Here is a 24,414-nt window from a genome sequence, read left to right as displayed (position 1 = left end):
TCAGCAGCTCTACTAATAGAGTAGCCAGCTTGCATAATAGTTGATGTCCAATCGAATCACAATCTTTAAGTAAAGAATCATATTTTACCTTAGTTGTGTTTCTGTGATTCACGTCTAGTCAAAGGAATTTCAATCCAAAATTCTGTGCCTTGTCCCGCCTCAGATACAAACCAGATAGCTCCACCATGTTTTTCCTCAATAATTTGCCGAGTGATAGATAAACCCAACCCTGTTCCCTTTCCTACTGGTTTAGTAGTAAACATCGGTTCAGATAAACGTTGTTTAACTTCCTCTGTCATGCCAATACCATTATCAGCAATTTCAATTGTCACAGATGAGCCTTGTGCTTGTACACTAGTGCGAATCCAAATGGTCGGGGTGATTGGTTTGCAAAAGCCTTTCTCCAATCCCCTGTTTGCAATCCCCAGCCCCTCCTCTAGTGCATCAATGGCATTGGCGAGGAGGTTCATGAAAACTTGATTCATTGGCCCTGGAAAACATTCTACAAGGGGCAAATTTTCATACTCTCTAATCACTTCAATTGCCGGACGCTCTGGATTGGCTTTCAAGCGATACTGCAAAATCGACAGTGTGCTTTCAATACCTTCATGAATATCTGTAGGTTTGGCTGCTGAATCATCTCGACGAGAGAAGTGCCTCAGGGAATGAATCATCTGTGCTAGACGCTTTGTGCCTTTATGCATAGATGAGATGATTTGCGGAAAGTCTTGAATTAAGAAATTAATATCGATTTCATCTATTTTTTGAGAAATCTCAACTTTAGGATGAGGATAATATTGCTGATATAAAGAAAATAAATCAATAAAATTTTGAGCATATTCTGAGGCGTGGTTCAGATTACCTAGAATAAAGTTAACTGGATTATTAATTTCATGAGCTATCCCTGCAACTAATTCACCTAGAGCAGACATTTTTTCTTGTTGTACCAAACTAACTTGAGCTTGCTGTAGTTGAAAAGTTCGTTCTTTTACTCGTTTTTCTAATTCTTGAGTCAGTTTTTGTAACTGGGCTTCGACTGCCAGACGTTCGGCTATTTCTTGTTTAAGTTGTTGATTTTGAGTTTGGAGTTGCTGACTTAGATTATGAATTTTCAGATGAGTTTTGACGCGAGCTAATACTTCTTCTTGCTCAAATGGTTTAGTGATGTAATCTACGGCTCCCAAATTGAAACCTTTGATTTTATCGACAGTTTCAGAAAGAGCTGTCATAAAAATTATGGGAATATTACAGGTTGTCGGATTTGATTTTAAACGTTTACAGGTTGTAAATCCGTCAATGCCAGGCATCATTACATCTAAAAGTATGATATTAGGACAAGCATATTCTGCTTGGGCGATCGCACCCTCGCCATTCACAGCAATTAAGGTTTCCCAACCTGTATCGATTAATGTTTCAGATAGCACTTCCAAATTATTGGGGTTATCATCCACAATTAAAATTACTCCTGTCTCTAAAACAGGTAAGTTCATACTTTTTCTCCCCGATATGGTTGAATAAATTCCTTAATTTTTTCGATTTGAAAGCTTTTAGCTAGTTGCTGTAATTGTTCAGCAAATGGTATCAAGTTTTCATTTGATTGTATTAGATGTTGGGCGGTTTCACGAATGCCTCGGATGTTACCTCTCATTGCTAATTCAAACAATTTTTCAACTTCTTCGGGAGAAGGAGGTATTAATTCATTTGTAGTTTTTTTCGCTTCTTGCAACTGAACTTCACCTGTGTTTTTTAGGGTTTGTGGAGATTCATAAATCCATTCACATTGCAAATATTTTTGTAGTTTCTGTAATAAATCATCTACTTGTACTGGCTTAGGCAGAAAATCATCTGCACCAATTCCTATACTTTTATGCTGGTCAGACTCAAACACACTAGCAGATGAAACAATGATTGGTAAATTCTGAAACTTTGGGTATTGTCGGAGGCGACGGGTTAGCTCAAAACCATCCATAACAGGCATTGTCAGGTCAGTAATAATTAAGTCAGGCAAAAGTTGTATCGCTTTTTCCCAACCTTCTTGACCATCAGCAGCCTCTGCCATTTCAAACCCAATTTCCTCCAGCAGATTGGTTAAAACAGAACGATTCTCCCATTTATCATCTACTATGAGAATTTTCTTTTTACTACCAACTATACCCACAATTTTGGCACTATTTATGACTTTAGCAGACTGTATCTGTATCCAATCCACTGACTCTTGTAAATCCAAATCAATCCAAAATGTACTACCTTGACCTAGCTCACTTTTGATTTGGATTGTACTCCCCATTAATTTCACAATTTTTTGGCTAATAGCTAAACCTAGACCAGTACCTTCTGCTTGCTTTTTACTGTCTCCTACTTGTTCAAAGGGTAAAAATATTTTTGCTATTTGTTCTTGATTCATCCCAATTCCTGTATCAGTAATTTGGAATCGAATTTTGTGAATATTTTTTTGGTTGTTTTTAATTACTGATGAGGACTGATCTACCAAACTAACAGTAAACTTCACACCTCCTTTTTCTGTAAATTTAACGGCATTACCCAAGAGGTTAATTAAAACTTGGCGTAGGCGTTTTTCATCTGCCCAAATACCAACAGGTAACTCAGAGCTTGGCTGATAAATAAATGAAATAGTTTTTTGTTCAGCACGAATACGACAAATTTCTACCACACTCTGAAGTAATGCTGGAAAATGAAAATCATTTTTGTATAGTTCTGTTTTCTGGGCTTCAATTTTGGATAAATCCAAAATATCGTTGATTAGTGTTAGCAAATGTGAACCACATTGATAAATAATTCTTAAAGCATTCTGCTGTTTAGAAGTCAGGCTTTTATCTTGTTGGAGAATTTGAGCATAACCGAGGATACCGTTCAATGGTGTTCGTAGTTCGTGGCTCATATTTGCTAAAAATTCACTTTTGGCATGATTAGCAGTATCAGCAAGTTCTTTCTTCAACTCTAGAGAGTGATAAGATTCAGCTAGAGTTGCTGCCATCTGATTGAATGCGTTTGCCAACTGTTCAATTTCATCTTTGGTTTGGATATCTAAGCGATACGCTAAATTTCCATTGCCGATTTTTGTGGCTCCTAGTTGCAGCTTTTGAATCGAGCGAATCACTGGTAGAAGTATCAGCAATAATTGAGCGACAAAAAACAACAAAATTGACAAGATCAGAATTTGTCGAGCAAGTTGGGTAGTCTGCTTAAACTGATCAAATTCTTGCTTTGCTAAGGCATCTTGTTTCTGGAGTTTCTGAGTTAATGAATGCAAATAAAGTTCAATGTCCCTAGAAAAAGCGTTAATTACTCGAAAATCTTGCTGAGATTCAGCTAATTCTAAGGGTTTGTTTGCTTGAGATTGACTAGTTAACTCTATTGCTAGGTTGGCAAGCAGGCTATGGCGGGTACGAATTCTGGCTAACTCAGAGGTTGTCTGCGGCTTTAAATTTTCTAGCTCAGCTAAATCTTTGATAAATTCAGATAAAGCTTCTTGGTACTTCACCCAATTAGAACCATCGCGCTTCAGCAAAATCATGTCTTTGAGCGCAGCTACCTGGTTATTTAAAGCGATATTGATTTGCAGAATAATTGTCAAAGCTTGGGCATTTTTGGCTTGATTATCCTGAGATGTCTGTTCTGCTCGCCTGATGAAAAGGTCGCCACCAATCAAAGTAGTGGTAACTAATCCCACGACGAGCAAAGACGACCCAATTAATTTGGTCGTTATCCGCATATCTTAGTTCGCCTCATTTACTAGAAACGCGCTTTTGAAACTCTCTGATAATGTTGTAGTCTCCGTCTTGCACCAAAGTGTATCCAACTCCCGCTGCTCCACTAGGGTCGATGAGGCCTTCTGGTGCTTCAATTAGGGCTTTTTTCAAAGCATCCTTTAATTCGACTGAGAGCTTGCTGGAAGCAACTATGGGGACACTAGGTAAAGGAACAGATTCCCAAATAATTGTGTATTTTTTGGGGCTCATTTTCCCTTCTTTTACTTGTTGTGTATATGATCTGCGATCATCTGCGATCGCATCTACTTCCCCTTTTGCTAAGGCTTGTTTTGATTTATCATGACTACCAGCCATGATTACCGAACCAAAATATTTTTCAGGATTAATGCCCAGTTTCTGAAAATGAGCCATTGGTGCGATATATCCAGAAGTTGACAATTTACTAACAAAGGCAAATCGTTTGCCTTTTAAATCTGGGATGGTCTTAATACCGCTGGCTTTATTGGCAATAATCACAGATGTGTACCAAGGTCGTTTAGTATCTTGGTTAATTGATGACACAAGTGGCTCAATTTTAGGGTCACGCAGATGAGCTGCAATATAGCTACCAGGCCCAATGTAGGCAAGTTCTACTTTCCCCTCAACTAGGGAATCAACCGCTGTTTGGTAGTCCTTGGTAATTTTAAATTTAAAGGGTCGTTTTAAAGCTTTGCTGAGATAGTCAGCTAAAGGCTGGAGTTTCTGTTCTTGATCAACTGAAACTTGCCAAGGATTAATTGCCATCGTGACAGTCGCTTGTTCCTCTCCAGATTGCTTGGTGGTATTAGCAGGTGATTGAGCCGCATTTGGTAAAGTCACAGATGAACTTTCACGAATGGGAGTACAGGCTGAACCGAAGATAGCAATCGCTAATACTGAAATTAAAGAAGTAGTCTTTTTACCAGGGATATTTTTGACAACTTGACAACAAAGTTGCTGGTGCATGGTTTTTCTTGCTTTTGAAGCCTGTTCTCTGAAGAAGCAATTCCATATCTATTAATCCCAAACCAGTGCATCTTCTCACATAAATTTGTAAAAATGTACATCTATTTCCAACTGAGAAAATCTATGCTAACGCTATTTTCGATCTCTGCATTTAATGAAGCGTTGAAGCGGTTCAGCCTGTACATATCCCTTCAACAACAGCAGTTTTGCTTTACTGCTACGCTAAACTTATAGCACCTAGACAACCTGTTGCCATGTCTATCGCCAAAGATTTACCAACCTCAGAAAATGTTATCTTTCCTCCAGGGGATTTATATAGTGACGAGCCGCAATTGGAAAGTTACCTACATTTGCAGCAAATGCTGTTGTTATTAAAATGCCTTGATTGGTGGTGGCGCGATCGCCATGACTTTTTTGCCGCAGGCAATCTTACAATCTATTACAGTCCGCGCCAAATCAAATCACAAGACTTCCGAGGCCCAGATTTTTTTGTGGTACTGGGAACCGAACGCCAACCGCGTAAAAGCTGGGTTGTTTGGGAAGAAGATGGTAAATACCCTAACGTCATTGTAGAACTTTTATCAGACTCTACAGCAAACACTGACAAGGGTTTGAAAAAGCAAATTTACCAAGACACTTTTCGTACACCAGAATACTTCTGGTTTGACCCTAATAATTTAGAATTTGCTGGATTTGTGTTGTTAGCTGGTAAATATCAACCAATAGAATCTAATTCCCAAGGTTGGTTATGGAGCCAACAATTAGAGTTATATTTGGGAGTTGATCCAAGAAATTTACGCTTTTACACCGCTGAAGGACAACTAGTACCCACACCAGAAGAAACTGCACAACAGGAGATACAAAGAGCTGAACAAGAAAAGCAGCGCAGCGATCGCTTGGCAGCAAAACTGCAAGAATTAGGTATAGATCCAAATACTATTTAGTTATAGATCTTCAGGCAAAACCCATTTTGGTGGTTCCATCATTTTTTTCCGCAGGCGTTCTTCAGCCATTTGCAGCATTTCGTCTAAGGAAGTGTCTTCAATGAATTTTGCGGCTGCTTCTCTAAACTCAATATTGGGGCATTTATCTCCTAAAACGCACCCATTGACGCAAGCTTCAGCACAATTAATTTTTGGCTCCACAGTAAATTCCTCTCTCTCAAAGTTATGAGTTATGAGTTATGATATTCACTCCTAACTCCTTACTCTCAGGTATTACCTTACAGATAAATCTTACCTTGCCAGTGGCTATCTAAATAGTCTAAATACTTACTATTTAATATAGGAACCTTTAGTCATAGCACTCCTGCTACGCTAACTATATATATGCAATGTCTTGCCAAAAAGGGCGCTCATGTCGCAACTCTTAGCTAATACTGGAACCATTGCCGCGATCGCTACTGCTGTTGTCCCGCAACAGGGTAGCGTGGGTATTGTGCGAGTGTCTGGTTCCCAAGCGATCGCGATCGCCGAAACTCTCTTTCATGCACCTGGGCAGCAAGTTTGGGAAACTCATCGGATTCTCTACGGTTATATCCGCCATCCCCAAACACAACAATTGGTAGATGAAGCACTGTTGTTGATCATGAAAGCACCTCGTTCTTACACCCGTGAAGATGTGGTGGAATTACATTGCCACGGCGGCATTATGGCAGTACAACAGGTACTGCAACTGTGTCTGGAAAATGGAGCTAGACTAGCCCAACCAGGAGAATTTACCCTACGAGCATTTTTGAATGGACGGTTGGATCTGACTCAAGCCGAAAGTATTGCTGATTTAGTGGGAGCGCGATCGCCCCAAGCTGCTCAAACTGCTTTAGTGGGTTTACAGGGAAAATTAGCTCATCCGATCCGTCAGTTACGGGCTAACTGTCTAAATATTTTGGCAGAAATCGAAGCCAGAATTGATTTTGAGGAAGATTTACCCCCGCTGGACGATAAAGGTATCGTATCAGAAATTGAGAACATTGCCGCAGAAATCACCAAATTACTAGCCACAAAAGATAAAGGTGAACTGCTACGTACAGGTTTGAAAGTGGCGATTGTTGGTCGCCCAAATGTTGGGAAATCGAGCTTGTTGAATGCTTGGAGCCAGAGCGATCGCGCGATCGTTACTGATTTACCTGGTACAACCCGCGATGTTGTGGAATCTCAGTTAATTGTCGGGGGGATTCCTGTGCAAGTACTAGATACAGCAGGTATTCGGGAAACAGTAGACCAAGTAGAAAAAATTGGCGTAGAGCGATCGCGTCGTGCCGCAAATGCCGCTGATTTAGTGCTGTTGACCATTGATGCTTCAGCAGGTTGGACGGCAGGCGATCGAGAAATTTACGCACAGGTACAACATCGTCCTTTGATTTTAGTCATCAATAAAATTGATCTAGTAGAAACGCGATTGCTCGCGTCTTGGGAATATCCTCATCAAATTAATCAAGTTGTCACCACAATAGCAGCACAAAACCAAGGTATTGATACCTTAGAAAAAGCAATTTTAGAGATAATTCAAACTGAAAAAATCCAAGCTGCTGACATAGACTTAGCGATTAATCAAAGGCAAGCATCAGCCTTAATTCAAGCTAAAATCTCGTTAGAACAAGTACAAACAACAATTACAGAAAAATTACCTCTTGATTTCTGGACAATTGACTTACGGGGTGCAATTCATGCATTAGGCGAAATTACCGGAGAAGAAGTTACAGAATCAGTCTTAGATAGAATTTTCAGTAAATTTTGTATTGGAAAATAAACTAGATATGGCAGGCTGATAAAATCCTGTAAGAATTTTTAGACCGCATCCTACCTTATGTCCATTTCAATTCGCCAAGCAACCATACAAGATACCGTGATCGTCTCCGATGTGCTATTAGAAGCAGCTTCATGGCTTCAGCAGCGTAGTATACCTTTATGGCATGATAGCGAAGTTTCACCAGCAAGTATCTCTGAAGATGTTGCTAAAGGCTTGTTTTTCATTGCTGAATGGGCTGGTGAACCAGCTGGTACAATCAAGTTTCAGCTTGAGGATTTGCTTTTCTGGCCTGACATTTCTCAGGAGGAGTCAGCATTTGTACATCGCCTAGCTATTCGGCGGCGTTACTCTGGAGGTAAAGTCTCTTCGGCACTAATTAATTGGGCAATCGAACACGCACAAACACTTGGTAGATGTTATTTACGGCTAGATTGCCAAGCTTCACGTCTTTGCCTGAGAGCAGTATATGAAAGCTTTGGTTTCCGTCATCATAGTGATAGACAAGTCGGTGCTTTTTTTGCCTCTCGCTACGAATATAAAATACCTCCAAAACTAACTTGATAAGTGATTAAACATAATTAAATCCAACTTTATTTTCTTCTACCTTATGCCCTATGCCCAATTTTAATTTACTTATATGTCTTTTTTAAATGAGATACATCATATTAATGCATTGATTGTGGGAGCTAATCAAGGCATTGGTTTAGGTTTTGTCAAAAAATTATTGCAAAATGAAAAAGTTACTAAAATTTATGCAACTTATCGTCAAAGTGAATCATCTATAGAGTTAATGACTCTTGCAGATAAACATTCTGAGCGATTAATTTGTTTATCGATAGATATTACTGACGAATTGCAGATTAGTGAATGTGTCCAACAGATACGTACCCAAGTTAACAAGCTACATTTAGTAATTAACTGTGTGGGATTACTACATGAAGGGAATTTACAACCCGAAAAAAGCTTAAGACAACTTAACTCAGAAAATTTGCTGCGCTATTTTCAGGTAAATAGTATTGGTGCTGTCTTGTTAGCTAAACACTTATTACCTCTATTTCGTCATCAAGAACGCAGCGTATTTGCAACTATTTCTGCCAAAATCGGTAGTATTGGTGATAATCAGCTTGGCGGTTGGTATGGCTACCGCGCCTCTAAAGCTGCACTCAACATGTTTATGCGAACAGCAGCAATTGAGTATGGGAGGAGTTGTCCTCAAGCTTTGGTCATAACATTGCATCCTGGAACAACCAATACACGCCTTTCTCGTCCATTTCAAAACAATGTACCTCCGGAAAAGTTATTCTCAGTGGAACGCACGGTTGACCAATTATTAACTGTCATTGAACAACTTCAAGAAGGCGACAGTGGGCAATTTTTTTCATGGGATGGTAGCAAATTACCTTGGTAACTACGTTACGCTTGTGCTAATAAAACCTACCTTACTTGTAACCAAAATTTATGAAATTTTTTGTTCCAGCAGCCAATGACCACACCAGAGCAGAGCATGTATATTATGCTATTGCTAAGTATGCCCAAGCACCAATAACTGAGAAGCGGATTTGGAAGTTACAGTGGCTTCACAATGGAATAAATATGGAATGTGAGGTAGGGAAAACTTTACCATCCTATTACCAAACAGGAAAAGAGTTAGTTCTCGCAATCTTTGAGTGCGAAGGCCTTTATAAGATTTGTACTCTTACCCGTGGAGGAGTAAAAGGAGAACCTGTTTTGGTTGAAAAAAACTCTCAATCTTCAGCAACTTATTTTTCAGATCATACAAATAATTAAATCTGTATTTTAACTGGTAATGCAGATGTAATTATTTGTGCGAATGAAATTATTTAGAGTTACATGAAAACAAGTAAACGCTTGACTTGTTAAGTCGAAACGCTTACTTGTTTTTGTCTTAGTCTGCTTATGCAGAAATTATCTAGGATTAATGTGTCTTCTAGTCCCCCATCCTGGATTGACAATAGCAGCTAAATCTTCTTCAGACAATTTACTGATTTCACTATCTAGTTCTTCAGCAGTAAACTCATAGCCACGATCTTGAGCAATTTTGATGAAAGCTTCTGGGTTAGATGTGGCTTTAAGTCTTTGCTGTAATGCTTGATCTTCTTTTACGGCTTGAAAAAGCCTGGCAGCATTTTGCTGTGTCATGATCATTTATCTCCAGCTTGAAATATCAGGTTTGAATGTAGTAATTTGACTTTTGTCGTTTTGACAAAGTTCGTAAAAGATATTTTGATTTATGGCTATACGTTTGATTTTAAGACGAAGTAGAAAAATATATTGATTTAGACAAAAAAATATAAGTTTTAGGCTAATATTTGTGTTATTTTTTGAAATTAAGCCTTAAGGAGGTAGTATTTAGTCACAAAGCATTGGTACGAGGATTTTATTTGAGTTTTAAAGAAACTTAGTACAACTTAAAGAGTCTTATTTCCTATTGCTTATTGCCTGAGTATGCAAGTAAATTCAAAGATTAAGGCAGACTGCTATAGTGCTTTGAAAATAAGGATTAGAAAGCTATTGACGGCTGTTGGTAGAATCAGCAGGATATATAGTATTTATCTGCTTTGCCTACTCAATTGGAATTATCAGGTTGTAGATGTCGTTCCAACCAATCTTCTAAATCAGTTAGTACCTCTTGGTAGTTGAGGTCATTCTGAAGTTCATGATATGCCTCTGGGTACTTCACTATTGACTTATCTACACCGCTTACCCGCTGGCAAAAAATTTCACCTCCTTCGGGTAGCGCCACTCGGTCTGCTCCACCGTGGAGAATTAATAAAGGCAATTGCCAATCAGCTGCGTGAGCATTCACCCAATCAACTGTGGAAAAAAACTCCGTAGCTAACCGAGCAGTTGCTAGGGTATGCCGTAACGTATCCTGAGCATAGGCAGCTAAAACCTTCTCGTCCCGTGAAGCAGCAGTGAAGTCAATACCAGTATTCAATGTGAAACGCGGCCAAACCCGCGAGAGTAACTTTCCTACCAGTAACCGGAATTTTGAAACTCCAACTTTGCCTATAGCTGGTGCTAAAGCGATCGCACCGTGTAATTTAGATGCTTCTTGAGGATAGCGCAGCACATAGTCTAAAACAATTACCGCACCTAAGCTATGACCTAAAACAAAAATGGGGCTTTGTGGCTGCTGAGTTTTAATTAACTCCAAAAAAGCTCGTAAGTCTTCGCGAAAATCAGCCCAAGAATTTATGTAACCTCGTTGACCTGGTGAACGTCCATGACCACGTAAGTCTAAGGCGTAGACTGCATATTGCTTAGGTATCAAATGTTGAATTACATTACCATAGCGGCCACTGTGCGCCCCCAGACCATGTATGATCGCTAATATTCCCTTCAGCTTACCTTCTGGATGCCAGCTTTGGTAATACAGGTCGAGTCCTCCAACTCCTTTGAATGTGCCTTCTTGATAAGACATTACGCGATCGCTGTGATTAATCATAGAGCTTATAACTGTAGATCATTTATCTAGTGTGCAATCAAGAATTATGATCGGTTCATGAATTCAACGAGGGTACTATTAACAATTCTTCTAACGAATCTGATCAAGAAGATCTAGCTGATGAAAAAACGGCCAACGTTCAAGCCAGCCATCAGCAGGAAAACACTACACCATCAGAAACTTTGCCAACCTTAACAGATGCAACCATCAAGCGGGTAAAGGAGGGTGTGGCGGCAGCAGGCGATCGCGCTGTTCGTAATACAATTGAGGAAATTCTCAATCGCCTAGAAGCTATTAATCAAGGGCATCCGGAACCCAGAATTAATGCTACAGTGCGTCGGTGTGCGTTGCGATCGCTAATCCACGCTCTTTTTCGAGTACGTGTCGAACACCTAGAAAGAATACCACCAAAACCAGCAATCTTAGCAGTTAATCATCTCCACCACATTGATCCGTTCCTCCTGCTAGCTGAAATCCCGACCCAACCCCACTACTACTTCTTAGGGGATGCTCGCACCCTTTATAACAAGTGGTGGAAGCGTTTCATCCTGCGTTTGGCGGGGGGTGTTGTTCCTTTAGAACGAATATGGAAAGAAGAAGTCGCTGTCATCGCAGCAGCTAAAGCCGGACAGCAAGAACTCGTTGAGCTAGCCGCAGAGATAGAAAAGACTGTACCTACCGGAGGAGATATACAGACACTACGAAAAATCGACCGTATTATTTTGGGAATTTTAACTCACGGCGATGGGATAGTTCTTTTTCCTGAAGGACGACTCGGAGCCACCGAAGGTAAGTTGCACCTTCCCCTGAAGCGAGGGACTGTGATGTACGCTTTGCGCGCTGGTGTGCCGATAGTGCCAATAGCATTAGTTGGAACTCATGATCTTTATTTAGGTAAGGAGTTAGCCATTCGTGTAGGTGAGCCGTTATATTTTTCTCCAACTACTAGACCCAAGCGACAGGAAGTAGATGCAGCCTTAGAAACATTACAAAACGCAATATTAACTCTGTTGCCAATTGATTACCAGGAACCAAAAGAAATCAAGCTATTTCGTTCTTTCCTTAACCATATACTTTGGTAAAGAATTACTTTTATGATCATCAACTTATAGCAGTTTTTCTATGGATGGAATACACCACTCTAATCCCTAGCGGTCTGTCAAATTCATTTTGATGGTTGGCGAGACGCGATAAATCGCCGTCTCTACAGAAAATTTATTCGTCAATTATTTATTGACAAACTAGCTAGAACTACTAGCCCCTAGCCCCTTTTCTTCACTTAACTCCCAACAAACCTTGTAAGAAATGAAGCATGTTTACAAATATTTTTTCTAGCCAAAGCATAGCCCGATCAAGCCATTCTAGAAGTTGCTCTAAAAGATGCTTCTCATAGCCCATTAAAGTTGCTGTGGTTTCTATCCAGTCTGGTGCTGCTTCAACTTGATTACTTTGGTGAAATTGCATTTGGGAATTTTCCCATTGGCGATTGTCAGTTTTAGCAGAGGAACTACTAACTTTAGTTTGTTTGCCAGAGTTTACTTTTTTAGATGTTTTTTGATTTGATTTAAGATTACGGTTTGGCTTTTGGGGCGGAGGAATTACTTGTGACGGGCTGTTAGTTAAAGCAGGTTTTTTCCTTGAATATGGCTTAACTAACTTGTCACCCATCATTTGGGAGTCACCAAACAAATCATTCCAATTTAGCCAAGGATCTGCAACTATGAGATTTTCTGGTTCTAATTGACTGCTTTTGGGCAAAACGCTGTAACTGTGATGGGGCAATGGATTACCTTTCTGCCAATGATTACCTTTTGACTCCAGTGTTTTATTTTTACTAACACCAAAAAAATAATTGAGTGCCGCTTCAATTAATGCCTGAAAATTGATTTTTTGAGTTTCTAATCCATCAGCAACTGCAATTTCTCTTTTAACACCTAATTGCTCTTGACCATACATAAATATGTTTAGCTGAGTTTGAGCAACTCGGACAAGTTCTTGACTATGCTGCTGGATAGGTCTAATTGCATTTACTTCCAACTTAGCAACAGCAGTGTCCAATAATGCTATTACCTTATCTTTACGGAGTAAATATTTTGGTGTTCCTTCTGCTAAAGCTGGTGTATTAGCTGTATTTTCACCTGTTAATTTTGTTAATAAGCGGTCAATTTCTGGTAACAACTCAGTTGCTTTGTTAGCTGCTGTCAATTGCCAATAATGCCAGTAATCTGCAACTTCACTAATAATTTTGTCTTCTAATTTTGCCTGCTGCTGCGGTGTCAAAATATCTAGAATGTCATTGTTAGCAGCGACAAGCACCAAATGACGATTTACCAAGTTTGTGGCAATTCCCCGCACTACTGGGAAATGCTGGTTGAGACTTGCTACCGAATTATCTGTAATCGTTAAGGATTGAGGAATATCAGGTTTAGTTGTGGGATGATGAAAAAATTTCTGCCACCAAGCCCTCAAGGGAACTAGAGATTGAGACAATTCAGAATCAGCAGGGGATTGTAACTTTTCTCGAATTTTGAAGAGATTTCTCCCCCATCCGCCATTTTTAATTTTCTGTTCTGGAGTAGCAACGCTTTCAGCAGATGGCAAACTCTCGACTGCTTCTAATAATCGCTGAATAGGGGTATCAGCATTTGGGGGATTTTCCGGCTGAAAATCAGTATCATTTGATTGTAACTGAAGTCTGGATTGTGGTTCTTTGGTGTGTAGCGCTTTCCCTGCTGATTCAGTTGACTGAAACAGTAGATATATCGGATAAAGTAGTACTCCCACACCCCGCTTGGTAGCAACTTGCAAATGCCGGAAGCTACTTTCCCACTGTTGTGTCAACCGCCGAGATTGCTGGTGGACAAAGTTAAATAGTCTGCTTTGATAACGACCAGAAGAACCAGAAGACATGGTAGTGATTTATTTAGTTTGAGTCTTGTTGAGTTGTGAGACTCCCGCCAAACAATAAAAACGACAAACTGTTAATTATCGTAAGTGCCCTTATCTTAACGAAAATATGACCCCAACTGTATCTCAATCCCATACCCAATTAATATCAGAAACAATTGAGCAATTGCGTTCTTGTTGTCAAGTCAATGTTCAGTTCACTTGGTTATACCAAGAATCTAACCAGACTATTACTGATGTTGTCGCATCTGATTGGTCTAATTGGCAACTTGTACAGCTAAATGAGAAAAAACATATTGCTTGGACAGGTGGGAAAAAAGTATTGTGGCTGGCGCAAAGATTGGTAGTTCCCCAGGAGTTACAGGGTTATCCTTTAACGGGTTTATCTTTACGACTGGCGTTAGTTTGGTGGGCGGACTCTGCCGAAATTTATGTGAATGGGGAATTGGTGCTGGAGGGAGATTTATTTGATTGTTCGCCTAGAGTGCTTCTGAGTCAGGGAGTAACGCCAGGAGAAGAATTTATTGTAGCTGTGCGGTTAGTGAGTCCGGGACATGATCATGGTGCTTTAGTGCGATCGCTCCTTGTATATGAATCTATAGATGATAATAATCCTGATCCGGGGTTTGTGGCTGATGAATTAGCGGTAATACAGCTTTTTTTAGAAAAGTTTGCACCAGAAAGGTTGGATGTGTTGGGTGAGGCGGTGGCGGAGATGACGAACCGCCGAGGCGCAGAGGACACAGAGGAGGAATGGAAAAGAACACTTGCTGCTGTTCGTCAGAGTCTTTTTCAATTCCAAATTCCTAATCTAAAATCGAAAATATATTTATTAGGTCACGCTCATTTAGATTTAGCATGGCTTTGGCCTGTAAATGAAACTTGGAGTGCAGCCCAAAATACTTTTGAGTCTGTGCTGAAGTTGCAACAAGATTTTCCTGAGTTAATTTTCTGTCATTCAACTCCGGCACTTTATGCTTGGGTGGAAGAACATCGCCCAGATTTGTTTCAAGCAATTCAACAGGCGGTAGCTACTGGACGTTGGGAAGTCGTTGGCGGTTTGTGGGTGGAACCAGAACTGAATTTAATTGCTGGTGAATCCATAGTCCGTCAATTATTGTACGGTCAGCGCTATGTACAGGAAAAATTCGGTAAGATTTCGCCTGTTGCATGGCTACCAGATACTTTTGGTTTTTGTGCAACTTTACCGCAGTTTTTTGTGAATGCAGGTATTGAGTATTTTGTCACCCAAAAATTGCGGTGGAATGATACTACTAAGTTTGATTATGGGGCTTTTTGGTGGCGATCGCCTGATGGTAGTGAAGTCTTTAGTTTGATGTCTGCACTCATTGGTGAAGGTATTGACCCTGTTAAAATGGCATCCTATTCTCTGGAATGGCAAACCCAAACTAATTTAAGTGATTCTCTTTGGCTTCCCGGTGTCGGCGATCACGGCGGCGGCCCCACTCGTGATATGTTAGAAACCGCCCAACGCTGGCAAAAGTCGCCTTTCTTCCCAGATTTAGAATTTACAACGTCCCAAAAGTATTTACAGCAAATCCAATCAGGAGAAAATTCCCAAACTTCCTTTCCTACTTGGGATGATGAACTATACCTAGAATTTCATCGTGGTTGCTACACTACCCACGCAGATCAAAAACACTGGAATCGGCGTTGTGAAGTTCTATTATATGAGGCTGAATTATTTGCTACTTTGGCAACCCTAAGCTGTGGCTTGACATATCCCAAAGCAGAAATCGAAGCAGCTTGGAAGCAAGTGTTATTTCAGCAGTTTCATGATATTTTACCTGGTTCTTCAATTACTCAAGTTTATACAGATGCATTGCCCCAGTGGCAACAAGTAGAACAAGTAGGCACGAAGATATTACAGGAATCATTGCTAGCGATCGCATCCCAAACCATTTTACCTCCACCTCCACATCCTGAAGCCCAGCCGATATTCATCTTTAATTCTCTTAATTGGGTGCGTTCTGAGGTAGTCTCGGTTGCTTTACCTACAACAAAAGAAGCTAACCAAGAATGGCAGATTTATGATTGTTCTGGACAGCAAATTATCTCTCAATTATCTGAACCAGCAGTATTAGTATTTTTAGCTTCTGATATTCCACCCGTAGGCTACCGTATATTTTGGCTTTCCCCGTCATCTTTCTTATCCCCCTTATCCCCATCATCCTCCGTAGACTGGGTTTTAGAAAACGAATTTCTGCGGGTTGTTATTGATCCTGATACGGGAGATTTATCTAGTGTTTTTGATAAAACTTATCAAAGAGAAATTTTAAGTGGTGCGGGTAATCAGCTGCAAGGTTTTAAAGATAGTGGTCAGTATTGGGATGCTTGGAATATAGACCCTAATTACACTCAGCATCCATTACCCGCAACTAACCTTAAATCTATTCAATGGCTAGAACAAGGGTTGGTGCAAAGTCGTGTGCGCGTGGTGCGTCAATTGGGTGATTCAGAATTTTGCCAAGATTATATTTTGCCAACTAATTCACCCATGCTCAAAATTGCCTCTATTGTTAATTGGCAAGAAAATCAGGTATTAGTGAAAGCAGCTTTTCCTCTCAACGTGGAAGCAGACTTTGCTACCTATGAAATTCCCTGTGGTGCAATTCGTCGTTCCACTAAGCCACAAACACCCGCAGAAACAGCAAAATGGGAAGTTCCCGCCTTGCGTTGGGCTGATTTGACTGAAGAAACAGAAGCGGGTATCTACGGTGTAAGTTTGCTGAATGATTGCAAATATGGTTACGATAGTCAACCCCATCAGCTACGTTTAACATTACTACGTAGTCCCAACTGGCCAGACCCAGAGACTGACCGAGGCTTTCACGAATTTACCTACGCCTTGTATCCTCACACTGGTAGTTGGGAAGCAGCCCAGACGGTAAGACGTGGTTATGAATTGAATACTCCATTACAAGTAATCTTAAATCCACTGCTCACTACTTCTGATTCATCACTCTTCACTTCTGACAGGGTAAGTTTTCTAGATTTATCTGCGGAAAATTTAATTTTAATGGCGCTGAAGCTATCGGAGGATGACCCACAACAGTTGATTCTACGGTGTTACGAGTCTCACGGAGAAACAGCAGAGTTATGCTTGCAAAGTGATTTAGAGTTGAATCTAGGGGATGGAGTAGATTTATTAGAGCGTCATATTTCCAGCACTGAATCCTCATTTGATACACAAATTTTGAAAATACAGCCTTGGAAAATCGCCAATTTCAAAGTCAAACCAGTGGCTAATCTTTAACATAAGTAAATGTCACTGGTCACTGGTCATTGACCAGTGATTTTTAACTTAATCTTCGTGATCTTCAAAAGGGTCTGCTAATTGCTTGCTAGGAGGCCCAAAGGAGGTATAAATCGCAAATGCAGTGATGGCAACTAAGGCAATGGCCACGGAAATACTAAGAACTATTGCGGGTTCCATAAGTTAGGGATAAATTATGAGTGCTATTCTTATAGAATATTACAGAAGATTAAAAAAAGCTTTGGCAACCAATCTTAGGTGAACTATGGCACAACGGACTAGGTTGGGAGATATCCTGAGACCTCTGAATTCTGAGTATGGTAAGGTAGCTCCAGGTTGGGGTACAACCCCTGTAATGGCTGTTTTTATGCTGCTATTTTTCGTGTTTTTGTTAATTATTCTGCAACTTTACAATAGATCACTGTTAATTCAGGATGTACTTGTCGATTGGCGGAGTTTAGGCGGCTAACTGATACACAACTACTTAAGCTTGTGTAATCAGCGAACCGACACCCGGCTTGTCCGGGTTTTTTTATGAGTTTTATACTGAAATAAAGTTAGTCTTAAAAAAGTAAGCATGGATAAATGAGAAACTTTTTATTCACGCTGCGCGGGTCAGTTGTCAATAGTCAGTTGTCAGTTGCTTTTGATCTGGTTTAATACCCCAACCCAAGAGTGGGCGATCTTAAAAACATCCTTACGACTGACTACTAACTACTGACCACTGACCACTAACCCTTCGGGTTCGCAGTCGTCTGCGGAGGGAAACCCTCCCGCAGCGCTGCCTCACCACTGACAAAACTCTAACTACACGCATACTTACAGGAGAAATCGCGTGAATATATTTGGTATCGGTCTGCCGGAAATGGCTCTAATTATGGTAGTAGCGCTGTTAATCTTTGGGCCGAAGAAGTTACCAGAGATTGGCCGGAGTGTAGGAAAGGCAATTCGCGGTTTTCAAGAAGCTTCTAATGAATTCCAAAGCGAGTTTAAGCGTGAAGCCGAACAAATAGAACAAGCCGTGAAAACTACTGCCGAAATTGAACCCAAGCAAATCGAAGCAGCTCAATCAAATCAAGATACTGCTGGTTCTTCCCAAACTACCTAAGGAAGGTACTGCTAATCGATTGATTGTAGCGAAATGACAGAAACTGTTACACAACCTGCTTTGGTAATTCCCCAACTAATCGTCGGGTTGGGGAATCCAGAGCCTAAATATGACCAAACACGCCACAACATTGGCTTTGCTGCTATAGATGCTCTTTCCCGGTTTTGGCAAATTCCATTAGCGGAAAATCGCAAGTTTCAAGGACAGTATGGCGAGGGTACAGCACCAGGTGGAGGTAAAATCCGTTTACTAAAGCCGTTGACTTATATGAATCGCTCAGGACAGTCAATCCAAGCGGTGACAAGTTGGTATAAATTGCCGCCAGAGTCAGTGTTGGTGATTTATGACGATATGGATTTGCCTTTGGGAAAAACTCGCCTACGCTTGTCTGGTTCTGCTGGGGGACATAATGGGATGAAGAGTGCGATCGCTCATCTTAGCAGCCAAAACTTTCCCCGTTTACGAATCGGCATTGGCAAACCCAAAGATGCTGCGAATAGTGATAATTCTGAGTCTATCTCTCATGTATTAGGAAGATTTTCCGTTGGCGAAACTCAGCTAATGTCGCTTGTGCTTCAGTTTGTAGTTGAGTGCGTTGAACTCAGCCTTAAACAAGGAGTAGAAAAGGCTATGAATCGTTGTAATAGCCGCACTATCGAATCTTCTTGATTAATAAAGCTAAAAGGTTTTTTAAAGCAATATACCCACACTTATTATGGGTGTGGGTATATTGCTTAATTTTATTTAAGAATATAAGGCAACGCGCTATTGCTTGTTTCAGTTGATATCTTCAAGCAACCGCAGTACCAAACCGAATAGGTTTATTTAAAACGTCGTTTGCGTCTAGCTGCCACTGCCTTACGTTTGCGCTTTTCCAACGGAGTTTCAAAGTGACGATGATACTTAACATCAGCTAATATACCAGCTTTAGAGACCTGGCGTTTAAACCGACGCAAAGCTGAATCTATACCTTCATTTTCTCCTAGAAGCACTTGGGTCATTCTGGCATTGTCCTCAAAATCAATAATTTCCATTGTAATTTTAGCCTCAAACTTAGCCAAACTCCCCTATACACAAGCCGGGATAAAAGACAGTTTATTTACTTAAGACAATTTATATATTCATCTGTGATTAATTGTTTTTTTGTAGCTTACTGATGCGGGAACCCCCTATAAATTCAAGATCAGCTAGTTTTGTATAACTTGAGATGAAATCTTGGACGAAGTTAGAGATAGGGTTGAAATGTAGCATGGTTTTGTACTGATGTGCGATCGCCCTCACCAAGGGTGATTTTCATTGGTGAAGTCTAACAGTTTAAATATTTGTTCAAAAGTCGTAGCGTAACACACTAAAACTTCTAGAAACAGTGCGTTAGGCTTGCGTTAATGCACTCCAACCAAACAAAAATTTACACGGTAAGCTTGTGTCTGATATAGCGCTACACAAATATCTTCCTCGTCTTCCTGAAGCAGCACTACAAGAATTTATAGAATGGTGTGTTTTAGAGCAGTCAAAAGCGGCAGGATGTAAATTTACTCCAGATACAAGTAAGTTAAATAACTTACCGCCAGGAGAATACATCCCGAAACTTGTTGATCAGTTTATGAAAGTTAAACCAGATCCAATTCAGGCAGGTCTTGTTGCAGCGATCGCTGGAAAGGAAGCTGATAAGCACGCTTTATCCGGTTTGGCGATCGTAGCCGATTTTGTATCACTTTATGTCAAGTATTTAATTCCTAAAGAAGGTAATACTCCAGAACAAGCAGAAGCAATCATTACTCAAGCATCACAAGAGCAATGTGAGAAATTTACTCAAATTGCGACAAAATATGGCGTAGAGTTATAGCCGAATGGCTAATAACTTATTATTTCAGAGGTTTTGTATATATTCTGGTTCAGAGCCTATGTCGTCTTGATTCACCTTTTGAAAGGTAATCAGTAATCAATAAAAAATGAAGTATGAAGCCTGAAAAACTTCATACTTCATACTTGTTTGTGCAAGACTATAGCAGGAATAACAGTCTTTTCATTCCTAGCGGAACATACTACTAACTGAGGTATCTTCATGAATCCGCCAGATAGTTTCCCCTAGCAGATTAGCTACTGAAAGCACCACTAATTGGGGAAATCGACTGGTTTCTGCTATGGGAATCGTATTTGTCACAATGACTTCCTCAAATAAGCCACTAGACAAACGCTCAATTGCAGGCGGAGAAAAAACTGCATGAGTTGCACAGGCATACACCTGACTTGCTCCTTCTTCACGCAGCAACCTTGCCCCTTCAGCAATTGTGCCACCGGTGTCAATCATGTCATCCACTAAAATTGCAGTTTTGCCTTCAACATCACCGATGACATTTAAGACTTCAGCAACATTGTGAGCTTGGCGGCGTTTATCAATAATAGCTAGTGGGGCATCATCTAGCTTTTTCGCAAATGCCCTAGCTCGCGCTACACCGCCGACATCGGGAGAAACAACCACAATGTCAGACAATTGTTTACTCACCAGATAATCCAGCAATACTGGCGAACCATAAACATGATCAAAGGGTATGTCGAAATAGCCTTGAATTTGAGCCGAGTGCAAATCCATTGCTAGAACGCGGTTAGCACCTGCTTTAGTAATCAGGTTAGCCACCAACTTAGCAGTGATTGACTCTCGTCCTGCTGTTTTTCTATCGGCGCGAGCATAACCATAGTAGGGAATTACTGCCGTTATCTGTCGCGCCGAAGCCCGACGACAGGCATCAACCATAATCAGCAATTCCATTAAGTGATCGTTTACAGGTTGACAAGATGGCTGGATTAAATAGACATCACAACCCCGAATTGATTCTTGGATTTGAACATATAGTTCTCCATCCGCAAATCTTTTACGAATCATTGGCCCCAAGTCCATGCCCAGATAACGAGCGACTTCTTGAGACAGATGTAAATTGGCAGAGCCAGAAAATAGCCGCAGGCGTTGATTTTCAGTCAGTCCTGTTGCAACTGGCTGCATTTTTAAAGTTGCAGAACTCAGCACAGCAGATCCTCGATGTGCATTCATGGCAATCTTATCATTAGATATTTAACAGATTTAACTCAAATAACCTAAAAAAAACATCTGTGAGTTTTGTTAAAGCTTTCATACAAACTTTAAACATTTATCTATAAAATTATCATTGGCTCATTTGTAGTCCTTGTGGTAAATAATTTATATGCTTGCTTAAGCAAACATTAAGTATGAGAACTCTTTCCATAATTGAGATATTTTGGTCAAGGATACTTTAAAAAACTCAAATCCTTAGAGTTTACTTAGGTAGAATATTTTTCTACTCATTTCCCTTCATAGCCTGAGAAATATTGAATGGGTACTCATAAATGTAGAAATACCCAAGAATCAAACAAATATCTTAGAAGCATAAGAATGTTTGCGAAATATTCTATAGTCCTAGCTGCAAAATTATAAACTAAGTAGACTATATTTTTAATTGTAAATCACGCAAAAAACTGAAATAACCTGCCAAACTAGTTAAGTTTTCACAATCCAAGGAGAGAGAAAGACGAAGTAAACAAGGGAATAAAGAAGAAATTATGGAAAATCTACTCTTTTCAACTTAACCTTTAACCTCTAACCAAGGGTGTACCCGTGGGGTAGGGTAGAATATTGCCGCAGGTAACTGTTTGTCGCCGCTGGAACTTATCTTTGGGGTGACTTCATTCTCAGTTGCTACCACACTAAACTGATCCATCATGCAACCACCTATTACAGTTAGCACTGTCCTGCAAAACCGTTACCGCATAATTCAAATTCTCGGACAAGGAGGATTTGCTAGAACCTATCTGGCAGAAGATCAGAGGCGTTTTAACGAACTTTGCGCGCTGAAAGAATTGATTCCAGTAACAACGGTAGCTCATGGCTGGGAAAAGGCACAGGAGCTTTTCGGACGAGAAGCAACTATTTTGTATCAAATTGAACACCCACAAGTACCTAAGTTCCGAGAACGCTTTGAACAAGACCAACGCTTATTTTTGGTGGAAGATTATGTTGCAGGTAAAAGCTACCGGACTCTATTAAGTGAGCGCCAGACTATTGGTCAAACCTTTAGCGAGACAGAAGTATTACAGCTGCTGCGCTCCTTGTTACCTGTGTTAGAGCATATTCACAGTCGCGGTATTATTCACCGAGATATCTCGCCAGAAAACATTATTTTGCGAGATAGTGATGCTAAACCTGTGTTAATTGACTTCGGGGTAGTTAAAGAATTGGCAACGCGTTTGCAATCTCTAGATAGTACCGCGTCAGTTACCACGGTAGGAAAGTTAGGCTACTCTCCCAGTGAGCAAATGCAAGCGGGGCGAGCTTATCCTAATAGTGACTTATATGCACTAGCAGTTACAGCAATTGTTTTATTGACTGGTAAAGAACCAAGCGAGCTGTTTGATGAAAATCAACTAACTTGGAATTGGCAAAGGTGGGTCAGCGTGAATCCGCAATTTGCTCAAGTTTTACATCGGATGTTAAATCGGGTACCGGGCGAGCGCTACCAAACTGCTAATGATGTAAGCCAAGCATTGCAATATCTAGATCAACCCCGTATCCCTAGTCCTGAATTGTCCAATCTTCAAACAATGGCTGTTGGTCGTCGTCTTGATCCCATACCACCAGTTGCACCCAACAAATCGGCTCCCGTTATTCCACCAAGCCGTCCTAGCTCAATTTTAGATAGTCCATTGGCGATCGGGGCAATTGGCAGTGCTGTAGTTGTTTTGGCGGGATTCGGTTCATGGGCGCTGGTCAGTTCCATCCGCAGTCAGTCAAAATCACCAGGAGATGAAGCACCACCACAATCTTTTCCTTCACCAGTTGTGTCTGGTGGAACTACATTCTCTCCTACGCCCACACCCACTATTGATCAACCAGTTATATCTAGTAAACGCCTGATTGTTAAACCAGATAGTACAACCATAGTTGAAGATACTCTCAAAGCAAATCAAATCATCCAATACACCTTTTTTGGTGAAGAAGGAGCTAAGTTAACTACATTTCTTGACCAATCAAACGGCGTATCGCTAACAGTTTTAGATACAAATCAACAACCAATTGACAACAGCGCTCAGGAAGTAACATCCTACACCGGTTTATTGCCAGTTAGTGGTAGATATACTATTCAATTAACTATGGTTCCCGAAATTACTGAAAGCTATTACAGCCTCAATGTTGCATTAGAAAACCCGATTGAACCAACCCCAACGCAGATACCTACGCCGACCCTGACACCAACACCTACAGACACATTCACACCAACCCCAACATTCCCGGAAATCTCAACGCCAACACCTATAGAGACACCTACACAATTCCCAACTTTTGGTGAAGAAAACAACAATTTGCCTAGTGACAATACCTTAGATGCAGTTCCCGATCAAAATAGTTCGCCTTAACTTTGTAGTATGATGTCCACCTGCACACAGTTACAATCATCTTGTTTAAGTGAAATTGTTAAAATCACTATTGATTACGGGCACTGATACGGAGGCTGGCAAAACTGTTTTGACAACAGCATTGGCAGCCTATTACCAAAAATATTACCCGCAGCTTAGTTGGGGAATCATGAAGCCAATTCAATCGGGAATTGGCGATCGCGAATGGTATCAAAGACTATTTTCTCTCAATCAATCTGCTGAAGAAATTACGCCTTTGTACTTTCAAGCACCTCTAGCACCTCCAGTCGCCGCCGCTAGGGAAAATCGCCGAGTCGATTTAGCTGTGGTTTGGCAAGCTTTATCAGAACTACAAAAACGTCGTGATTTTGTTCTTATAGAAGCTTTGGGGGGTTTAGGTTCACCAGTAACCGAAGAATTAACGGTAGCCGATTTAGCAGGAGAATGGCGCTTACCTACGGTTTTGGTGGTTCCGGTAAGATTGGGAGCAATCGCCCAAGCAGTAGCTAATGTGGCATTAGCGAGACAAACCAAGGTAAACCTCAAAGGCATTGTACTAAACTGCGTACAACCCCGTTCGGATGATGAAATAGCCGATTGGACACCATCAGATTTAATTCAATCACTAACTAACACACCTGTTTTAGGCTGTTTACCTTATCTAGATAACTTAGATGATTTAGATAAACTTGCCCAAGTAGCATCAAATTTGGATTGGGAAACATTAATAAAAATTAAGAATTAAAAATTAAAAATTGAATTG

The 24,414-nt window shown here is 40.5% G+C and carries 24 protein-coding genes; 13 read left to right on the top strand and 11 right to left on the bottom strand.

All coding sequences use genetic code 11. The features are described from left to right. Window positions 1–89: 89 nt before the first annotated feature. The 3 genes from I8751_RS21115 to I8751_RS21105 are packed head-to-tail and all read right to left on the bottom strand — an operon-like array spanning window position 90 to window position 4,715. Window positions 90–1,490, bottom strand: a complete 1,401-nt coding sequence (locus tag I8751_RS21115; RefSeq protein WP_214441067.1) for a hybrid sensor histidine kinase/response regulator — start codon at window positions 1,488–1,490, stop codon at window positions 90–92. Beyond that, on the bottom strand, window positions 1,487–3,733 hold the full coding sequence (locus I8751_RS21110) for an ATP-binding protein (protein ID WP_214441066.1): 2,247 nt from the start codon (window positions 3,731–3,733) through the stop codon (window positions 1,487–1,489). Before I8751_RS21110 ends, I8751_RS21115 begins: the two co-directional genes overlap by 4 nt. A 13-nt stretch (window positions 3,734–3,746) precedes the next feature. Beyond that, complete coding sequence (locus I8751_RS21105) at window positions 3,747–4,715, bottom strand: phosphate/phosphite/phosphonate ABC transporter substrate-binding protein (protein WP_214441065.1); 969 nt, start codon at window positions 4,713–4,715, stop codon at window positions 3,747–3,749. Between the two features lie 254 nt (window positions 4,716–4,969). Here I8751_RS21105 and I8751_RS21100 point away from each other — a divergent pair, with 254 nt between their 5' ends. Further along, entirely contained in the window at window positions 4,970–5,659 is a 690-nt protein-coding gene (locus tag I8751_RS21100; protein ID WP_214441064.1) for a Uma2 family endonuclease, read from the top strand. Here the strand turns inward: I8751_RS21100 and I8751_RS21095 are convergent, their stop codons facing one another. Beyond that, a complete protein-coding gene (locus I8751_RS21095) occupies window positions 5,660–5,860 on the bottom strand; it encodes a hypothetical protein (RefSeq protein WP_214441063.1) in 201 nt (66 codons plus the stop codon). Window positions 5,861–6,071: 211 nt separating this feature from the next. On the opposite strand from I8751_RS21095, the gene mnmE reads away from it, so the two are divergent. From mnmE to I8751_RS21075, 4 genes are all read left to right on the top strand, one after another. Continuing rightward, window positions 6,072–7,463: a tRNA uridine-5-carboxymethylaminomethyl(34) synthesis GTPase MnmE gene (gene mnmE / locus I8751_RS21090; protein ID WP_214441062.1), complete on the top strand. Its 1,392-nt coding sequence runs from the start codon at window positions 6,072–6,074 to the stop codon at window positions 7,461–7,463. A 57-nt stretch (window positions 7,464–7,520) separates the two neighbouring features. Next, entirely contained in the window at window positions 7,521–8,024 is a 504-nt protein-coding gene (locus tag I8751_RS21085) for a GNAT family N-acetyltransferase (protein ID WP_214441061.1), read from the top strand. A gap of 76 nt (window positions 8,025–8,100) precedes the next feature. Continuing rightward, window positions 8,101–8,871: an SDR family NAD(P)-dependent oxidoreductase gene (locus tag I8751_RS21080; RefSeq protein WP_214441060.1), complete on the top strand. Its 771-nt coding sequence runs from the start codon at window positions 8,101–8,103 to the stop codon at window positions 8,869–8,871. A gap of 50 nt (window positions 8,872–8,921) precedes the next feature. Further along, on the top strand, window positions 8,922–9,251 hold the full coding sequence (locus tag I8751_RS21075; RefSeq protein ID WP_214441059.1) for a hypothetical protein: 330 nt from the start codon (window positions 8,922–8,924) through the stop codon (window positions 9,249–9,251). 138 nt (window positions 9,252–9,389) lie between these two features. Here I8751_RS21075 and I8751_RS21070 read toward each other — a convergent pair whose 3' ends face one another. After that, window positions 9,390–9,623, bottom strand: coding sequence for a Nif11-like leader peptide family natural product precursor (locus tag I8751_RS21070; RefSeq protein WP_214441058.1), 234 nt, complete (start codon window positions 9,621–9,623; stop codon window positions 9,390–9,392). Between the two features lie 427 nt (window positions 9,624–10,050). After that, a complete protein-coding gene (locus I8751_RS21065; RefSeq protein ID WP_214441057.1) occupies window positions 10,051–10,932 on the bottom strand; it encodes an alpha/beta hydrolase in 882 nt (293 codons plus the stop codon). A 182-nt stretch (window positions 10,933–11,114) separates the two neighbouring features. Between I8751_RS21065 and I8751_RS21060 the strand changes: the two genes are divergently transcribed. After that, entirely contained in the window at window positions 11,115–12,014 is a 900-nt protein-coding gene (locus I8751_RS21060; protein ID WP_225894301.1) for a lysophospholipid acyltransferase family protein, read from the top strand. Between the two features lie 193 nt (window positions 12,015–12,207). Here the strand turns inward: I8751_RS21060 and I8751_RS21055 are convergent, their stop codons facing one another. After that, window positions 12,208–13,842: a hypothetical protein gene (locus I8751_RS21055; protein ID WP_214441056.1), complete on the bottom strand. Its 1,635-nt coding sequence runs from the start codon at window positions 13,840–13,842 to the stop codon at window positions 12,208–12,210. A gap of 106 nt (window positions 13,843–13,948) precedes the next feature. On the opposite strand from I8751_RS21055, the gene I8751_RS21050 reads away from it, so the two are divergent. Beyond that, complete coding sequence (locus tag I8751_RS21050) at window positions 13,949–17,116, top strand: alpha-mannosidase (protein ID WP_214441055.1); 3,168 nt, start codon at window positions 13,949–13,951, stop codon at window positions 17,114–17,116. Window positions 17,117–17,164: 48 nt separating this feature from the next. Here the strand turns inward: I8751_RS21050 and psbN are convergent, their stop codons facing one another. Further along, window positions 17,165–17,296: a photosystem II reaction center protein PsbN gene (psbN, locus tag I8751_RS21045; RefSeq protein WP_214441054.1), complete on the bottom strand. Its 132-nt coding sequence runs from the start codon at window positions 17,294–17,296 to the stop codon at window positions 17,165–17,167. Window positions 17,297–17,381: 85 nt separating this feature from the next. Here psbN and psbH point away from each other — a divergent pair, with 85 nt between their 5' ends. The 3 genes from psbH to pth all read left to right on the top strand — a co-directional run bounded on the left by psbH (window position 17,382) and on the right by pth (window position 18,893). After that, a complete protein-coding gene (gene psbH / locus I8751_RS21040; RefSeq protein ID WP_214441053.1) occupies window positions 17,382–17,585 on the top strand; it encodes a photosystem II reaction center phosphoprotein PsbH in 204 nt (67 codons plus the stop codon). Between the two features lie 366 nt (window positions 17,586–17,951). Next, window positions 17,952–18,224 (top strand): TatA/E family twin arginine-targeting protein translocase, encoded by a 273-nt coding sequence (locus tag I8751_RS21035; protein WP_214441052.1) that lies wholly within the window; start codon window positions 17,952–17,954, stop codon window positions 18,222–18,224. 33 nt (window positions 18,225–18,257) lie between these two features. Continuing rightward, window positions 18,258–18,893 (top strand): aminoacyl-tRNA hydrolase, encoded by a 636-nt coding sequence (gene pth / locus I8751_RS21030; protein ID WP_214441051.1) that lies wholly within the window; start codon window positions 18,258–18,260, stop codon window positions 18,891–18,893. Window positions 18,894–19,045: 152 nt separating this feature from the next. On the opposite strand, the gene rpsU is transcribed toward pth, so the two are convergent. Further along, entirely contained in the window at window positions 19,046–19,225 is a 180-nt protein-coding gene (rpsU, locus tag I8751_RS21025; RefSeq protein WP_086686558.1) for a 30S ribosomal protein S21, read from the bottom strand. A gap of 422 nt (window positions 19,226–19,647) precedes the next feature. Here rpsU and I8751_RS21020 point away from each other — a divergent pair, with 422 nt between their 5' ends. After that, window positions 19,648–20,070 (top strand): hypothetical protein, encoded by a 423-nt coding sequence (locus I8751_RS21020; RefSeq protein WP_214441050.1) that lies wholly within the window; start codon window positions 19,648–19,650, stop codon window positions 20,068–20,070. A gap of 186 nt (window positions 20,071–20,256) precedes the next feature. Here the strand turns inward: I8751_RS21020 and I8751_RS21015 are convergent, their stop codons facing one another. Beyond that, window positions 20,257–21,273: a ribose-phosphate pyrophosphokinase gene (locus I8751_RS21015; protein WP_214441049.1), complete on the bottom strand. Its 1,017-nt coding sequence runs from the start codon at window positions 21,271–21,273 to the stop codon at window positions 20,257–20,259. A 550-nt stretch (window positions 21,274–21,823) separates the two neighbouring features. After that, on the bottom strand, window positions 21,824–21,961 hold the full coding sequence (locus I8751_RS21010) for a hypothetical protein (RefSeq protein WP_214441048.1): 138 nt from the start codon (window positions 21,959–21,961) through the stop codon (window positions 21,824–21,826). Here I8751_RS21010 and I8751_RS21005 point away from each other — a divergent pair. Further along, on the top strand, window positions 21,960–23,651 hold the full coding sequence (locus I8751_RS21005; RefSeq protein ID WP_214441047.1) for a serine/threonine-protein kinase: 1,692 nt from the start codon (window positions 21,960–21,962) through the stop codon (window positions 23,649–23,651). The two genes, I8751_RS21010 and I8751_RS21005, sit on opposite strands and share 2 nt — an antisense overlap. 55 nt (window positions 23,652–23,706) lie before the next feature. Continuing rightward, on the top strand, window positions 23,707–24,396 hold the full coding sequence (gene bioD / locus I8751_RS21000; protein ID WP_214441046.1) for a dethiobiotin synthase: 690 nt from the start codon (window positions 23,707–23,709) through the stop codon (window positions 24,394–24,396). Window positions 24,397–24,414: the final 18 nt, after the last annotated feature.

Source organism: Atlanticothrix silvestris CENA357, from assembly GCF_016056295.1.
In the GTDB taxonomy this organism is placed as follows: Bacteria; Cyanobacteriota; Cyanobacteriia; order Cyanobacteriales; family Nostocaceae; genus Atlanticothrix; species Atlanticothrix silvestris.
Note: the sequence above shows the minus strand (reverse complement) of the source record. Positions and strands in the feature narration are given on the sequence as shown.